We start from the raw sequence: 15,146 nt of genomic DNA, 5'->3' as shown, positions 1-15,146 counted from the left end.
TCCATCAACCTACGCCTCGCCTCCAGGCCCCGTCCATCCTCGCACGTCAGAGCGAGCCGCCGGCGCGGTGCGTACGGACGATCAGATAGACGAGGTACGGCGCCCCCAGCACCCCCGTGACCACGCCCACCGGGAAGCGCGTGTCGAACGCGAACTGCCCCGCGAAGTCGGCGGCGAGCACCATCAGCGCGCCGACCAGACCGGCGGGCACGAGCAGTGAGCTGCCTGGGCCGATCAGCCGCGCGGCGATCGGTCCCGACAGGAACGCCACGAACGCGATCGGCCCGGCCGCCGCCGTGGCGAACGCGATCAGGCAGACCGCGGCGACGATCACCGTGATCCGGGTGCGCTCGACGCGGACGCCGAGCGCGGCGGCCGTGTCGTCGCCGAGCTGCAGCGCGGACAGGTCGCGGGCCTGCCACAGCAGCACGGGCGTCAGGACGACCAGCGCGGCCAGGGCCGGTCGGACCTGCTCCCATCCTGCGCCGTTGAGGCTGCCGGTCAGCCAGCGCATGGCCTCCTGGAGGTCCCATTCCGCGGCCCGCGACAGGACGTACGAGGTGACGCTGTCGAGGATGGCCGCGACGCCGATGCCGATCAGGATGAGCCGGGTGCCCGCCACCCCGTCGCGGAAGGCCAGCGTGTAGACCAGCAGCGCGACGGCCAGGGCCGCGACGATCGCGATGGCCGACACCTGCGGGCCGCCCAACGAGAACGACACGATCGCGATGGCCGCCGCCGTGCTCGCGCCCGCGCTGATGCCGATGATGTCGGGGCTGGCCAGCGGGTTGCGGAGCATCGTCTGGAACGTCACGCCCGCCAGCCCGAAGCTGAAGCCCGCGACGAGCGCGAGCACGGCGCGGGGCAGGCGCAGCCGGCCGACGGTGAACGACGCGCCCGGCACCCGCTCGCCGAGGATGACCTGGATGACGTCGCCCGGCGGGTAGAACGTCTGCCCGGCCATCAGGGTCACCGCGAACGCGGCGACGACGAGCACGGCCAGCGTCACCACGACGACCCGCCGCCGCGACACCCGCCGCCGCCGGTCGCGCGCCACCACCCGCACGACCTCGGCCGACGGCGGTCTGGTCAGGAAGGCGGTCACAGTTCACGTACCTTCTGGCGGCGGACGATGACGATGAAGAACGGTGCGCCGATCAGGGCGGTCACGATGCCGACCTCGACGTCCTCGGGACGCGCCACCATGCGTCCGACGACGTCGGCGGCGGTCAGCAGGGCCGCGCCGCCCAGTGCCGAGAACGGCAGCGACCAGCGGTGGTCCACACCGGCGAGCAGGCGGACGGCGTGCGGCACGACCAGCCCGACGAACGCGATCGGCCCGGCCGCGGCGGTCGCGGCGCCGCACAGGACGACGGCGCCGAGCGCGGCGGTGGCCCTGATGAGGGCGACCCGCTCGCCCAGCCCGGCCGCGATGTCGTCGCCCAGGGCGAGCGAGTTCAGCCCCCGCGCGCACAGCAGGCACAGCACGAAGCCGGCGGCGGCGAACGGCAGGATGTGCCCGATCCGCTCGTACGACGCCCCGCCGACCCCGCCGATCTGCCACAGCCGGAAGCTGCCCGCGAGGTCGTTGCGCGGCAGGATGACGGCGCTGACCAGGGACGCGAACGCGGCCGACGTGGCGGCCCCGGAGAGCGCGAGCTTGAGCGGCGTGGCACCGCCGCGCCCGAGTGAGCCGACGGTGTAGACGAACAGCGCGGCGGCGGCGGCCCCCGCCATCGCGACCCAGACGTAGCCGGTGGGCGAGGTGAGCCCGAAGAACGCGACGGCGGTGACGACGGCCAGCGAGGCGCCCATGTTGACGCCCAGGATGCCGGGATCGGCCAGCGGGTTGCGGGTCACGCCCTGCATCACGCCCCCGGCCAGGCCGAGCGCGCCGCCGATGAGCACGGCGAGGAGCGTACGCGGGATGCGCTTGGCGACCGCGGCCTGGTCGAGCGAGCCGTCGGCCCCGCCGAGCGCGGCCCAGACGTCGGCCCAGGAGACGTCCCGCGAGCCCAGGGCGACCGAGGCGACCATGAGCGCGGCCAGCACCACCACGACGGCCAGCAGCCACAGGGCCCGGACACGCGCAGGACGCCGCGCGGCGGCGGCGTCCTGGCTCCGGCCGGTGGCGGCCTCGGGTCGCGGCAGGGTCACTTGACCTTGTCCGCGGCTTCGGCCAGGGCCTTGACGTAGTCCTTGAGCACGTACCTGATGGACAGTGGCGTCGGGTTGGCGGCGGTGCCGAGCGGCTTGCTGTCGGGCAGCAGGTAGATCGAGCCGCGCTCGACGGCGGGGATCTTCGACAGCAGCGGGTCCTTGCGGATCTTGGCGAGCAGCTCGCCCTTCTCGTCGCCGTAACCGGTGATGATGTCCACGTCGTCGAAGACGTCGATCTGCTCGGCGCTCCTGGTCAGGGCGAACTTGTCGGTGCCCTTCGACGCCTCGGCGATGCTGCCGGGGATCGTCAGCCCGAGGTCCTCGAAGAACAGCGTGCGGGTGTCGTGCGTGGTGTAGAAGCCGATCTCGCTGACGTCGTTGGGGTCCACGTGCGTCATGAACATGATCGACTTGCCCTTGAGCTGCGGGTGTTCGGCGACGGCCGCCTTGATGTCGGTCTCGATGTCGCCGATCAGCCGCTCGCCTTCGGCGGCCAGGCCGATGGCCTTGCTGTTCAGCCTGATGATCTCGCGCCACGGGGTGGCCCAGGCGGCGTCAGGGTAGGCGATCGTGGGGGCGATCTCGTTGAGCGTGTCGTAGTCCTGCTGGGTCAGGCCCGAGTACGCGGCCAGGATGACGTCGGGGCGCGTGTCGGCCACGGCCTCGAAGTCGATGCCGTCGGTCTCGTCGAACAGCACGGGAGCCGGGGCGTTCAGCTCCTTGAGCCGTTCCGCCACCCAGGGGAGCAGGCCGTCGGTGTCGTCGTCGCCGAAGTTCGCCTTGGCCATGCCGACGGGGACGACGCCGAGGGCCAGCGGCACCTCGTGGTTGGCCCAGTTGACGGTGGCGACGCGGGTGGGCTTGGCCGGGATGGTGGTGGTGCCGAGCGCGTGCTTGATCGTCAGGGGGAAGGCGGCGTCGCCGCTCGCGGTCGGTGCCGCGGCGCTGTCCCGCGCCTGTTCCGGCTGACTGCTGCCGCAGGCGACGATGCCCATGAGCAGGGCGATCGCCACGGTGATGAGGCGCAGGCTGGGTGGACGCTTCACTCGTACTCCACTGGTGGTGACCCACTACTTAGGTAAGGCTTACCTATGACCCTGCACGATAAGAGAAATGGGCGACTTGTCGCAATCAAGCGTTCAGGACACCGGATATCGCGATCGGGACACGGCCGCACAGCCTGGACTCACGTCCGCACGCCCGCGCCCCCTGAGCGCTCATGGCGCTCTGAACGCTCCCGGCGTCAGCCCCGTCGTCCGGCGGAAGGCCGCGCCGAACGCGCTCGCCGACCGGTACCCGACCCGCTCCGCCACCACCTCCACCGGCCACCCCCGGGTGAGCAGCTCCACCGCGTGCTGCGCCCGCACCGCCGCCACCCAGCGCGCGAAGCTCGTGCCGGTCTCGGCGTTGAAGGCCCGCGAGATCGTCCTGGCGCTCACCCCCAGCAGGGACGCCCACTCGGCCAGCCCGCGCCGGTCGGCGGGATCCGTCATGACCGCGTCGGCGATCGGCCGCAGCAGCTCGGACGTCGGCATCTTGAGCAGCAGCTCGTGCGGCGACGGGGTGAGCACGTCGAGCACCATCGCCTCGGTCAGCTCCCGCGAGCGCGCGGGCAGCCCGGCGCCGGCCAGCCGTTCGAGCAGCAGCCGCAGCAGCGGCGTGATCTCGACCGCGACCGGCGTGGGGGAGATCGGGGCGACCGCGTCGAAGCCGAACAGGCTGGCCCGGCACCGCGTGCCCGCCGCCGCCGAGCCGGAGTGCAGCGTCCCGGCGGGCATCCACAGGCCGAGCGTGGGGGTGACCGTCCAGACCCGCGCGCCCACCACGGCCTTGGACGCGCCCCGCTCGTTCCACAGCAGCTCGTGGTAGGGGTGGGAGTGCTCGTTCCAGTCGAGGTCGTGCGTGAAGTCCTCGCTCCAGCTGAGGATCGGGAACGGCATCTCCACCGGCCCGGCCGCGAGCGCGGGCAGCACCCGGACCTCCCTGCCCGTCGGCCCCCGTCCCTGCGCGCTCACCGTGCCGCCTCCTGCGATGACTCCTGTCCGTCACCTTAAGGGGACGCTCTCACCGGCTCCGGCCCTCGTGGACATGGAGGACACAGGGAAAGGCGCGTGCCCGCCGCAAGCCCCTGTCGGCGGGCACGCGCCTCGTCTTCAGGCCGTCACTGCGCGGGCTGGTCGCCCGCGGCCTGCGCGGTGACCCGCTCGATGGACTCGACGGCGAGCTCGGGCTGGTCGACGTAGATGTAGTGCTCGCTCTTGTCGGCGACGATCAGCTTGCTGTCGCTGGACAGCTTCAGCCACGCGCGCTGGCCGGCGGTCCACGCCTGCTCCAGCTTCGGCCCGTACGTCGGCAGCGCCGCGAGGTACTCCTTGCCGTGCGTGAGCACCTCGACCGGGATGTCACCGGCGGAGCCGACCGGTCCGTCGGGCATGCTCATCATCTCGGGGTTCTGCCCCTTGAAGACGGCCAGGTTCTGGGCGCGCAGCTCGCCGGCCGGGCCCTTGGCGTTCGCCGGGATCGACTTCTCCATGTCGCTGAGCATGGTGGACGGGGTGGCGTCCATGAGGACGACGCCCTTGACCTTGCCGGTGTGCTCGGGGGCGTACCTGGCGGCGATCAGGCCGCCGAGGGAGTGTCCGGCCAGCACCACCGGGTGGTCGCCCGCGGCCTTGTCGAGCACCGCGGTCAGCACCTCACCCGCGCTCTCGAAGGTCTGCGGGCCCTTGGGCTTGTCGCTGGTGCCCTCGCCGGGACGGTCGTACGAGCAGACCCGGTGCTTCGCGCTCAGCGTCTTCTGCAGGGCGGCCAGCTTGTCCAGCCCGTCACCCGCGCCGGCCAGCAGCATGATCACCGGCTTGCCCTCGGCCGCCTCGCCGGCGCAGGACACGTTCACCTTCACGCCCGCCACGTCGATCTTCTCGGTGCCGGACAGCAGCTTCTCCCCGGCCTCCTGGGAGGTGGACGGCGTGCCGTCCAAGGCGTCGAGCTTGTCCAGCTCATCGAGTCCGTCGGCATTGCAGCCGGCGGCTCCGACGCCGACCACGGCGGCGCAGAGGGCGGCCACGGCGGTGGTCTTGAACGTGCGGATCATGATGTCCTCCAGGGGCTAAAGGAACGTCGTTGGCGTTATGACCGTTACGCTATGGAATCGAGCGCCCCGGAAGCGTCACCACACAGTGGACAATCGCCCGTAGCTCGCATGGGGGACAAGCCGCCTGTTTCGGTTTCGCTCCGAGGTGGGCACGCCACCCCCTGCTACCGCTAGGCTCGCTCGGTGATGGATCTTCGACGCATAAGGGACATCTGGCGACGGAGCGACGTCACGGTCCGGGATCTTCCCTTGGCCCTGCTGCTGATCGTCCTGTCGTTCGTGCCCGAGTTCCAGGGCAGCGGCACCAACCTCGGCATGCTGCCCAACGAGCCCTTCGACGCGCTCACCCTCCTGGTGGTCGCCCTGGAGTGCCTGCCGCTCGCCGTACGGCGGCGCTACCCGGCCGCCGCCATCGCGCTGATCTCGATCGGGTTCGCCCTCGATCAGGTCTTCGCCTACCACGCGGTGAGCAGCATCGCCTTGCCGATCGCCATCATCAGCGCCGGCGCCCACATCGAACGCCGCCGCCGGCTCACCCCGGCGCTGCTGTCGGTGGCGTACGTGGTGCTGGTGCTCTGGCTCGAACGGCTCGGCTCGGAGGAGACGCTGCCAGACCTGATCGTCTTCTACGTGGCGCTGGTGATCCTCTGGGCGGTCGGCTCCTGGCTGCGCGCCTTCCGCGCCTCCGAGGCCGAGCGCCGCCGCCACGTCGCCGAGGCCACCCGCACCGCCGAGCGCACCCGCATCGCCCGCGAGCTCCACGACGTCGTGACCCATCACGTGACGGCCATGGTCGTGCAGGCGGAGGCGGCCCGCTATCTGACCGCCAACCCTGAACGCCTCGACGCGGCGCTCGGCTCCGTCACCCGGACGGGACGGCGCGCCATCTCCGACCTGCGTCACCTGCTCGACGTGCTCAACCCCGACCACGAGGCCGACTTCAGCGTGCCGTCGGCGAGCGATCTCGCGGACCTCGTCGAGCAGACGCGGCAGGCCGGGCAGCCGGTCGAGTTCGACGAGGACGGCAAACCATCCGAATCCGCAGGCAGCGCCGAATTCGTGACCTATAGAGTCGTCCAGGAAGCTCTGACAAACGCCCTCAAATACGCCCATGGCAGCCAGACCCTGGTCCAGGTGCGCTATGGCGAGGAGGAGATCAGCGTGGTGGTCACCACCGACGGCTCCGGCTCCCGTGCCACTTCCGTGGGAGGGAGCGGGCGCGGCCTGAACGGGCTGCGCGAACGCGTCGCGGCCCTCGGCGGCAGGTTCGAGTCCGGGCCGCAGGCCGGCGGCGGCTTCGCCGTACGCGCCGACATCCCGACGGGGAGCGGTTCGTGAGCGCGCCGATCCGTGTCCTGATCTGCGACGACCAGGCGCTCATCCGCACCGGGTTCGCCACCATCATCGACGCGCAACCCGACATGGAGGTCGTCGGCGAGTGCGGCGACGGCCGCACCGGGGTCGAGATGGCCCGCAGGCTCAGGCCCGACCTCGTGGTGATGGACGTCCGCATGCCCGTGCTCGACGGCATCAAGGCCACCGCGCAGCTCGCCGGCGCCGGGGTCGAGGACCCCGTCAAGGTGCTCGTCATCACCACCTTCAACCTCGACGAGTACGTCTACGAGGCGCTGCGCGCCGGCGCCAGCGGCTTCCTGCTCAAGGACGCCCCGCCGCCCCAGTTGCTGCACGGCATCCGTACCGTCGCCACCGGCTCCGCGCTGCTCGCCCCCGAGGTGACCCGGCAGCTCGTCGGCAAGTACGCCGCCCGCATCCGCCCCGTGGACGAGCCGGCCGCCGACTCCGCGCTGACGCCGCGCGAGCTGGAGGTGCTGCGCCTCATCGCCGACGGCCAGTCCAACAGCGAGATCGCCGCCACCCTGGTCATCAGCCAGGAGACGGTCAAGACGTACGTCTCCCGCATCCTCACCAAGCTCGACCTGCGCGACCGCGTCCAGGCAGTGGTCTACGCCTACCGCCGCGGCCTCGCCACCTGACGTCATCGTCCACGCCTCCCGTGGTCGATTCAGAGGGTGAGGGCGTCCAGGAGGGTTTGGAGGCGGGCGGTTTCGCGGTCGGGGTGGACGAGGGTGAAGATGCTGCGGCTGATGTTTAGCCAGGGGAGGTCCACGACCACCACCTCAGGGTTGTGGTGGCGGAGGGCGAGGTCGGGGAGGAGGGCGGCGCCCAGGCCGGCGGCGATCAGCGACAGGGTGACCTTGAAGTCGTCGGAGTTGCCGACCACGCGCGGATGCAGGTTCCAGCCGGCGAACAGGGCCTCGAAGAGGGTGGCGTCGCTGCTGGCCGGGTGGTGCATGATCCAGGGCAGGTCGACGAGCTGCTCGGCCCGGTGCGGTGACAGGTCGGGCCAGGAGCGGGGCAGGACGAGCCGGTAGCGGTCCTCGGCGATCCACCGCCGCGACAGCGCCGACGGCCACGACAGCCCGGAGTTGCCCACCTGGTAGACGACGGCGGCGTCCATCTCGCCGCCGGTGCCGAGGCGGGTGATGAGCTGCGAGGGCTCGGCGACCGACAGCCGGACGCCGGCCCGCTCCTCGGGCTCCATGTCGCGCAGGACGCCGGCCAGCACGTCGGCGAAGCTGGGGAACAGGCCCAGCCGGACCTGCGGGTGGCTGTTGCGGTGCACCTCCTGGACGGTGGCCACCATGCGGTCGATGTCGGCGAGCACGGTCTCGGCCTGCCGCGCCATCACCTCGGCCGCGCTGGTCGGCAGCACGCTGTGGGCGAAGCGCTCGAAGAGGCGGACGCCGGTCTCGCGTTCGAGCGCGGCCATCTGCTGGGAGACGGCGGAGGAGGTGTAGCCGAGCCGGTTGGCCGCGGCGGCGAAGGAGCCGAGCCGGACGACCTCACGCAGCGTACGCAGATGCTCGGGCTTCAGCATAAGCATTCCTTGGTCTCAGCGGCGCTAAATGTCGTGTTTATAGCGCTTCCTACTTCTTTTCGCGACTCCTACAGTGAGCGACACCACTCCTCCCCATTCCCTGAGAGATCACGACAGCATGCGCGTATACCGCAACGCCGCCATCCGCACCGGCGTCCCCGGCGCTCCCGCCGCCCAGGCCATGGCCGTGGACGGCGAGCAGATCGTCGCCGTGGGCACCGAGGACGAGGTACGCGCGGCCGCGGGCGCGGCGCCCGAGCTGGTGGACCTCGACGGCGCCGCCGTCCTGCCCGGCTTCTACGACGCCCACATCCACACCGCCCAGTACGCCCACAGCCTCACCGGCGTGGACCTGCGCGACGTCCGCTCCCTGGACGAGGCCCTGGCCAGGATCGCCGAGCACGCGGCCAGGCTGCGGCCGGGCGGATGGCTGTTCGGCGGCCGGTGGAACAGCAACGTCTGGGACCCGCCCGTCCAGCCCGACCGCCGCGCCCTCGACTCGGTCTGCCCCGACCTGCCCGTGGCGCTGCCGAACGTGGACGGCCACACCGTCTGGGCCAACAGCGCCGCGCTCCACCTGGCCGGCATCGACGCGAGCACCCCCGACCCGGTGGGCGGCGAGATCGTCAGGGACGCGGACGGCGAGCCCACCGGCATCCTGCGCGAGGCGGCGTCCTACCCGCTGCGCGCCCTGATGGTCGCCGGCGACCTGCGCGACCGGCTGCGCGCCGGGCAGGAGGAACTGCTGGCGCTCGGGGTGACCAGCGTGCACGACATCGACGGCGAGGACTGCCGCGCCGCCTACCTGGAGCTGCGCGACGCGGGCGAGCTGAAGATCCGGGTGCACAAGGCGATCCCGGTGGGCCACCTGGAGGCGGCCATCGCCGAAGGGCGCAGGACCGGGCAGGGCGACGACTGGTTCCGTACGGGGCCGGTCAAGGTGTTCAGCGACGGCGCGCTGGGCTCGCACACCTGCCACATGCACCGCTCGTTCGCCGGCGAGGAGGGCAACACCGGCATCGCGGTCACCCCGTACGAGGACCTCGTCCGCCTCTTCTCCGCCGCGGCCGGTGCCGGGATCGCGGTGGCCACGCACGCGATCGGCGACCGGGCGAACCGGCTGGTGCTGGACGCGTACGAGCAGGTCGGCCCCACCCCCGGCCTGCGGCACCGGATCGAGCACGCCCAGCACCTGCGCCCGCAGGACCTGACCAGGATGGCCAGGCTCGGGGTCGTCGCCTCGATGCAGCCGGTGCACTGCACCACCGACATCTCCCTGGTGGACGCGCTGCTGGGCGAGCACGACCTGGCCTCGTACGCCTGGCGCGGCATGCTGAACGCCGGCGTCGCGCTGGCCTTCGGCTCGGACGCCCCCGTGGAGAGCCCCGACCCGTTCGCCGCCCTGTACGCCGCGGTCACCCGCACCAGGCAGGACGGCACCCCCGCCGGCGGCTGGCAGCCCGAGCAGCGGCTCAGCATGGCCGAGGCGATCACCGCGCACACGCTGGGCGCCGCGTACGCGGCCGGCGAGCAGGACCGCAAGGGCGTGCTGGCGCCCGGCATGCTCGCCGACTTCATCGCGGTGGACACGGACCCCTACCTGGAGGCGCCGGAGGCGGTGCTGCGTACCCAGGTCCTCACCACCGTCGTCGGCGGCGACGTCCGCTGGCGGCGATCCTGACGAAGGAGCACCCCCCTGTGAAGATCCGTATCATCACCGCCGGCCTGCTGCTGGCCGCGACCGCGGCCTGCGGCGCCCAATCCCTGGACGCCGACACCTCGGAGCCCGCCGGCAGCGCGCCGCCGGTCACCCTGGACCAGGCGCCCGCCGAGGAGAAGGCGGCCGGCGTCATCAACGCCATCACGCCCGACCCGGCCCTGGCCGGCAAGACGCCGGCGAAGCTGAAGAAGGACGGGCTGAAGGTGGTCTCGTCCATCGGCTACCCGCCGATGGAGCTGTACGCGAGCGACGGCAAGACGCCGATCGGCTTCGACCCGGCCCTGGCCAGGGCGATCGCGCGGAAGCTCGGCGTCAAGGTGAGCATCACCGACGAGGAGTTCAACTCGCAGATCCCGGGCGTGCTGACCGGCCGCTACGACTTCGTCATCTCGTCGATGAGCGACACGCCTGAGCGGCGGGAGCAGCTCACGTTCGTCGACTACGTCAAGGCGGGCGCCGGGATGATCGTCAAGAAGGGCAACCCGGAGAAGATCTCCGGCCCGAAGGACCTGTGCGGCAAGACGGTCTCCGTCGTGGACAACGGCTCGTCGCTGCAGCTGGCCGAGGGCTACTCCGCCGACTGCGAGAAGGCCGGTGAGAAGGCCGTCGAGCTGCTGAAGTTCCCCGGCGACCAGGAGGCGCTGCTGCAGGTGACCGGCGGGCGGGCGCAGGCCAGCATCACCGACTACGTGGTGGCGGCGTACAAGGTGCCCGACGAGAAGCTCGGCATCGAGGCGAAGGCCCTTGAGGGCACGGAGAGCCTGTGGGGCATCGGGCTGCGTACCGACAACAAGGAGCTGATCGAGGCGGTCAAGGGCGCGCTCGACTCGCTGATCGCGAGCGGCGAGTACGCCAAGATGCTCGAAGCCTGGAACCTGGGCGCGCTGGCCGTGGACGCGGCCACCATCAACGGCGGTACGTGAGCATGCGCACCGAACCGTTCACCGGGCCGGACGGCGCGCGGATCCCGGTCGTCAGGACCCGGCACTGGGGCCGCCTGGCCGCCGCGCTCGTCGCGGTCGCGGTCGCCGGCTGGCTGGTCTACCTGTTCGCCGCCAACCCGCGCCTGCACTGGGGCAAGGTCGTCGAGTACCTGTTCAACGACCGCATTCTCGCGGGCGTCTGGGTCACCATCGAGATCTCGGTGCTGGCGACCGTGCTCGGGCTGGTGCTCGGCGTGGCGATGGCGATCCTGCGGCTGTCGCACAACCCGGTGCTCAGCGGCCTGGCCACGCTCTACATCTGGTTCTTCCGCGGCACGCCGGTGCTGGTGCAGCTCATCTTCTGGTACAACCTGGCGTTCCTGTTCCCCGAGCTGGTGCTGAAGATCCCGTTCACGATGATCGGCCTGAAGTGGGACACCAACGAGGTGATGACCGGGTTCACCGCGGCCATGCTGGGGCTCGGGCTCAACCTCGCGGCCTACTTCGCCGAGACCGTACGCGCCGGCATCCAGGCGGTGGACCACGGCCAGACCGAGGCGGCGTACGCGCTGGGCATGACCCCCGCCAAGCGGATGCGGGTGATCGTGCTGCCGCAGGCGCTGCGCATCATCATCCCGCCCACCGGCAACGAGTTCATCTCCATGCTGAAGACCACGTCCCTGGTGTACGTCGTCGCCGGCCACGACCTGATGACGAACGCCAGCCAGATCTACAAGGCCAACAACCTGATCATGGAGCTGCTCATCGTGGCGAGCCTGTGGTACATGCTCATGACCGCCATCGCGACCTTCCTCCAGGGTCGGCTGGAACGCCGCTTCGGCTCCGAGGCCGTCCGGCTGGTGCGGGGCGGCGGGCGTCTGAAGGCGGCGGCGTGACCCCGGTCGTGCACGCCCGGGGCGTGCGGATGAGCTACGGCGACACGCAGGTGCTCAACGGCGTGGACTTCGAGGTCGCGCCCGGCGAGGTGAGCTGCGTCATCGGGCCGTCGGGGTCGGGCAAGTCGACGTTCCTGCGCTGCGTGAACGGCCTTGAGCCGGTGCTCGGCGGCAGCCTGCGGGTGCTGGGCGAGGAGGTCGGCCACACGCTGCGCGACGGCCGTTACCGGCCCTGGACGCCGAAGGAGTTCGCCGCCTTCCGCCGCAGGATCGGCATGGTGTTCCAGCGCTTCAACCTGTTCGCCCACCAGAGCGCGCTGGAGAACGTGGCCTGCGCGCCCGTGCACGTCCTGGGCGTGCCGGCCGAGCGGGCGCGCGAGAGCGCGATGGAGCACCTCGACAGGGTCGGGCTGGCCGACCACGCGCACAAGCGGCCCCATCAGCTCTCCGGCGGGCAGCAGCAGCGCGTCGCCATCGCCAGGGCGCTGGCCATGAGGCCCGAGCTGATGCTGTTCGACGAGCCCACGTCGGCGCTGGACCCCGAGCTGGTGGACGAGGTGCTGGAGGTGATGCGCGGCCTGGCCGCCGACGGCATGACCATGGTCGTGGTCACCCACGAGATCGCCTTCGCCAGGGAGGTCGGCGACCGGCTGACGTTCTTCGCCGACGGGGTCGTGGTCGAGAGCGGCGTGCCCGCCGAGCTGGTCGCCGCCCCGGAACACGAGCGGACCAAGGCGTTCCTGTCCAGCGTGCTGAGCCAGCGGGAAGATCAGGGCTAGGGCTGTTTACCGGACCCGGATCTGGAGACGAGAGGGGCACGAGGGGTCCGGATCACAGGAGTGCCCATGCCGAGCTCGGATGGCCGCGACGCTGCCCGCCCGCCCCGTACGGACTGGGTGGTGTTCGGCGTGGCCGCCGTCCTGACCCTGGTCTTCATCGTCTGGGGCGCGGTCGCCACCGGCTCGCTGCAGGGGGTGTCGAGCAGGCTGCTCGACGCCACCATGCACAACCTGGGCTGGGCGTTCGTGCTGGTCGCCTCCGGGCTGGTGGTGTTCGTGCTGTGGGTGGCCTTCAGCAAGTACGGCCGCATCACGCTCGGCGGCGAGGACGAGGAGCCCGAGTTCAGGACGGTGTCCTGGGTCGCGATGATGTTCAGCGCCGGCATGGGCATCGGCCTGATGTTCTACGGGGTGAACGAGCCGCTCACGCACTTCACCGAGCCGCCGCCGGGCACCCATGAGGCCACGGCGCCGCCGGCCGCGCGGATGAGCACCGCGATGGCCACCACGCTCTTCCACTGGACGCTGCACCCCTGGTCGATCTACGCCGTGGTCGGTCTGGCCATCGCGTACGGCACCTTCCGCCGGGGCCGGCGGCAGACGATCAGCGCGGTGTTCACCCCGCTGATCGGCGCCCGGCACGCGAACGGCGGGGCCGGCAAGGTGATCGACGTGCTGGCCATCCTGGCCACGCTGTTCGGCTCGGCCGCCTCGCTCGGCCTCGGCGCGCTGCAGATCGGCAGCGGCGTCAGGGAGGCCGGTCTCGGGGAGGCCGGCATCGGGCTGCTCATCATGATCATCGCGTTGCTGACGCTGGCGTTCGTGGTGTCGGCGGTGTCGGGTGTGGCGAAGGGCATCCAGTGGCTGTCCAACACGAACATGGTGCTGGCGGTGGCGCTCGCCCTGTTCCTCTTCGTGGCCGGGCCGACCGTGCTGATCCTCAACCTGCTGCCCACCTCCGTCGCCGCGTACCTGGGCGAGCTGGCCGGGCTCGCCGGGCGTACCGAGGCGACCGGGGGTGACGAGGTCGCCGAATGGCTCTCGACGTGGTCGGTCTTCTACTGGGCGTGGTGGATCTCCTGGACGCCGTTCGTCGGCATGTTCATCGCCAGGATCAGCAGGGGGCGGACGATCCGGCAGTTCGTCGGCGGCGTGATCCTGGTGCCCAGCCTGGTCAGCCTGGTCTGGTTCGCGATCCTCGGCGGCACCGCGATGTCGCTGGAGGCCGGCGGCGCGGGCCTGACCCGCGAGGCCACCGCCGAGGGCCAGCTCTTCGCCGTGCTCAACCAGTTCCCGCTGGTCGGCGTCACGACGCTGCTCGTGATGGTGCTGGTGGGCATCTTCTTCGTCTCGGGCGCGGACGCCGCCTCGGTCGTCATGGGCACCCTCTCCCAGAACGGCAGCCTGCGCCCCACCCGGCCCGTGGTGGTCTTCTGGGGCGTGCTGACCGGCGCGGTCGCGGCCATCATGCTGCTGCTCGGCGGCGGTGGCGAGGCGGCGCTGGCCGGGCTGCAGAACGTCACGATCCTGGCCGCGGTGCCGTTCATGCTGGTGATGGTGGCCATGTGCGTGGCGCTCACCCGCGACCTGCGCCACGACCCGCTGATCCTGCGCGGCAAGCGCGGCGTGGAGATCGTGCACTCGGCCGTCGAGAGCGGCCACGAGCTGTACGACGACGAGTTCGAGCTGGTGATCAGCCCCGCCGACGGCGACAAGGACGGGGACGCGGAGCGCCGGGAGTAGATCTCGCTACGATGCCTGCATGGGGGGAGGTAGCCCGACTGTGCTGGACGACGAGTCGGCCGCATGGGTGCGGGCGCTGAGCTGCACGGGGCCCGAGCGGCAGGCGGCCGTCGGGCGGCTGCACGAGCTGCTGCTGCGCATCGCCAGGAAAGAGGTGGGCAGGCGCGCGGCGCGGCTCGGCGTGACCGGGCCCGAGCTCGACGACCTCGCCCAGCAGGCCACCACCGACGCGCTGCTCGCCATCACCCGCAAGGTCGGCGACTTCCGTGGCGAGAGCCGGTTCACGACCTGGGCCTACAAGTTCGTCGTGCTGGAGGCGGCCGGTAAGGTCGCGCGGCACTTCTGGCGCGAGCCGGGCGTGCCGCTCGAAGGCGAGCAGTGGGAACGCCTGCCCGACCGGTTCGGGCTCGATCCGGCCAAGGAGTCGGAGTGGCGCGACCTGCTCGCCGCGCTGCGCCAGGCCGTGCTCGACAAGCTGACCGAGCACCAGCGCCGCGTCTTCGTCGCCCTGGTGCTCACCGGGGTGCCGCTCGACGTCCTCGCCGCCGAGCTGGGCACCAATCGCAACGCCATCTACAAAACAATGTTCGACGCCAGACGTAAGCTCAGGGCGGCGCTCGCCGCTAAGGGATACGTGAGCGACGTTGACGACATGGTGAGGCGCCCGTGAACGACTGGGCAGGGCTCGACCGCTTCCTGCAGACCGACCCCCGCGACGTGGGCTGCGAGGAGGCGATCGCCATGCTGCACGTCTACGTCGAGCTGGTGGCCGAGGACGCCGGGGCCGCGCGGCGCTTTCCGGGCATCGCCGCGCACCTGCGCGCCTGCGGTCCGTGCGCCGACGACTTCGAGGGCCTGCTGGCCGCCATCAGCGACGATTGATGTGACCTGCGTCACATCGAGGTAAGGGCTCGCCCCTGATCGTCGCGAAC

15 protein-coding genes are annotated in these 15,146 nt (G+C 71.3%); 9 read left to right on the top strand and 6 right to left on the bottom strand.

All coding sequences use genetic code 11. The features are described from left to right. Positions 1-46 precede the first annotated feature (46 nt). The 5 genes from AB0K28_RS09575 to AB0K28_RS09555 all read right to left on the bottom strand — a co-directional run bounded on the left by AB0K28_RS09575 (position 47) and on the right by AB0K28_RS09555 (position 5,254). Positions 47-1,105: an iron ABC transporter permease gene (locus AB0K28_RS09575; RefSeq protein WP_364367252.1), complete on the bottom strand. Its 1,059-nt coding sequence runs from the start codon at positions 1,103-1,105 to the stop codon at positions 47-49. Further along, positions 1,102-2,157, bottom strand: coding sequence for an iron ABC transporter permease (locus AB0K28_RS09570; RefSeq protein ID WP_364367249.1), 1,056 nt, complete (start codon positions 2,155-2,157; stop codon positions 1,102-1,104). Before AB0K28_RS09570 ends, AB0K28_RS09575 begins: the two co-directional genes overlap by 4 nt. Then, complete coding sequence (locus tag AB0K28_RS09565) at positions 2,154-3,206, bottom strand: iron-siderophore ABC transporter substrate-binding protein (RefSeq protein WP_345391885.1); 1,053 nt, start codon at positions 3,204-3,206, stop codon at positions 2,154-2,156. Before AB0K28_RS09565 ends, AB0K28_RS09570 begins: the two co-directional genes overlap by 4 nt. A gap of 171 nt (positions 3,207-3,377) precedes the next feature. Beyond that, entirely contained in the window at positions 3,378-4,175 is a 798-nt protein-coding gene (locus AB0K28_RS09560) for an AraC family transcriptional regulator (protein WP_364367246.1), read from the bottom strand. Positions 4,176-4,321: 146 nt separating this feature from the next. Further along, positions 4,322-5,254: an alpha/beta hydrolase gene (locus AB0K28_RS09555; protein WP_364367243.1), complete on the bottom strand. Its 933-nt coding sequence runs from the start codon at positions 5,252-5,254 to the stop codon at positions 4,322-4,324. Positions 5,255-5,437: 183 nt separating this feature from the next. On the opposite strand from AB0K28_RS09555, the gene AB0K28_RS09550 reads away from it, so the two are divergent. Next, a complete protein-coding gene (locus tag AB0K28_RS09550) occupies positions 5,438-6,592 on the top strand; it encodes a histidine kinase (protein WP_345391873.1) in 1,155 nt (384 codons plus the stop codon). After that, complete coding sequence (locus tag AB0K28_RS09545) at positions 6,589-7,248, top strand: response regulator transcription factor (RefSeq protein ID WP_345391870.1); 660 nt, start codon at positions 6,589-6,591, stop codon at positions 7,246-7,248. The genes AB0K28_RS09550 and AB0K28_RS09545 overlap by 4 nt, the downstream gene beginning before the upstream one ends. 29 nt (positions 7,249-7,277) lie before the next feature. Here AB0K28_RS09545 and AB0K28_RS09540 read toward each other — a convergent pair whose 3' ends face one another. Then, positions 7,278-8,153: a LysR family transcriptional regulator gene (locus AB0K28_RS09540; protein ID WP_345391867.1), complete on the bottom strand. Its 876-nt coding sequence runs from the start codon at positions 8,151-8,153 to the stop codon at positions 7,278-7,280. Positions 8,154-8,271: 118 nt separating this feature from the next. Here AB0K28_RS09540 and AB0K28_RS09535 point away from each other — a divergent pair, with 118 nt between their 5' ends. The 7 genes from AB0K28_RS09535 (at position 8,272) to AB0K28_RS09505 (ending at position 15,096) form a co-directional block, all read left to right on the top strand. Next, positions 8,272-9,834, top strand: coding sequence for an amidohydrolase (locus tag AB0K28_RS09535; protein ID WP_364367238.1), 1,563 nt, complete (start codon positions 8,272-8,274; stop codon positions 9,832-9,834). A gap of 17 nt (positions 9,835-9,851) precedes the next feature. Next, complete coding sequence (locus AB0K28_RS09530; protein WP_364367235.1) at positions 9,852-10,796, top strand: ABC transporter substrate-binding protein; 945 nt, start codon at positions 9,852-9,854, stop codon at positions 10,794-10,796. A gap of 2 nt (positions 10,797-10,798) precedes the next feature. Beyond that, complete coding sequence (locus AB0K28_RS09525) at positions 10,799-11,692, top strand: amino acid ABC transporter permease (protein ID WP_364367232.1); 894 nt, start codon at positions 10,799-10,801, stop codon at positions 11,690-11,692. Positions 11,693-11,721: 29 nt separating this feature from the next. Next, entirely contained in the window at positions 11,722-12,471 is a 750-nt protein-coding gene (locus AB0K28_RS09520) for an amino acid ABC transporter ATP-binding protein (RefSeq protein WP_345409433.1), read from the top strand. Between the two features lie 66 nt (positions 12,472-12,537). Further along, positions 12,538-14,214 (top strand): BCCT family transporter, encoded by a 1,677-nt coding sequence (locus tag AB0K28_RS09515; protein ID WP_364367230.1) that lies wholly within the window; start codon positions 12,538-12,540, stop codon positions 14,212-14,214. A gap of 19 nt (positions 14,215-14,233) precedes the next feature. Further along, complete coding sequence (locus AB0K28_RS09510) at positions 14,234-14,884, top strand: sigma-70 family RNA polymerase sigma factor (RefSeq protein ID WP_364367227.1); 651 nt, start codon at positions 14,234-14,236, stop codon at positions 14,882-14,884. Continuing rightward, positions 14,881-15,096 carry a hypothetical protein gene (locus tag AB0K28_RS09505; protein ID WP_364367224.1) on the top strand — a complete coding sequence of 72 codons (216 nt, stop codon included), beginning with the start codon at positions 14,881-14,883 and terminating at the stop codon, positions 15,094-15,096. The genes AB0K28_RS09510 and AB0K28_RS09505 overlap by 4 nt, the downstream gene beginning before the upstream one ends. The last annotated feature ends 50 nt before the right edge of the window (positions 15,097-15,146 follow it).

The sequence above is a fragment of the Nonomuraea sp. NPDC049504 genome, assembly GCF_040676845.1.
GTDB lineage: Bacteria > Actinomycetota > Actinomycetes > Streptosporangiales > Streptosporangiaceae > Nonomuraea > Nonomuraea salmonea.
The sequence above is the reverse complement of the archived record's forward strand: the minus strand, read 5'-3'. Positions and strand labels throughout refer to the sequence as shown.

Coding starts and splice junctions, on each gene's coding strand:
- AB0K28_RS09540 (WP_345391867.1), bottom strand. CDS start 8,153: ATGCTGAAGCCCGAGCATCTGCGTACGCTGCGTGAGGTCGTCCGGCTC.
- AB0K28_RS09515 (WP_364367230.1), top strand. CDS start 12,538: ATGCCGAGCTCGGATGGCCGCGACGCTGCCCGCCCGCCCCGTACGGAC.
- AB0K28_RS09555 (WP_364367243.1), bottom strand. CDS start 5,254: ATGATCCGCACGTTCAAGACCACCGCCGTGGCCGCCCTCTGCGCCGCC.
- AB0K28_RS09510 (WP_364367227.1), top strand. CDS start 14,234: ATGGGGGGAGGTAGCCCGACTGTGCTGGACGACGAGTCGGCCGCATGG.
- AB0K28_RS09525 (WP_364367232.1), top strand. CDS start 10,799: ATGCGCACCGAACCGTTCACCGGGCCGGACGGCGCGCGGATCCCGGTC.
- AB0K28_RS09535 (WP_364367238.1), top strand. CDS start 8,272: ATGCGCGTATACCGCAACGCCGCCATCCGCACCGGCGTCCCCGGCGCT.
- AB0K28_RS09520 (WP_345409433.1), top strand. CDS start 11,722: ATGAGCTACGGCGACACGCAGGTGCTCAACGGCGTGGACTTCGAGGTC.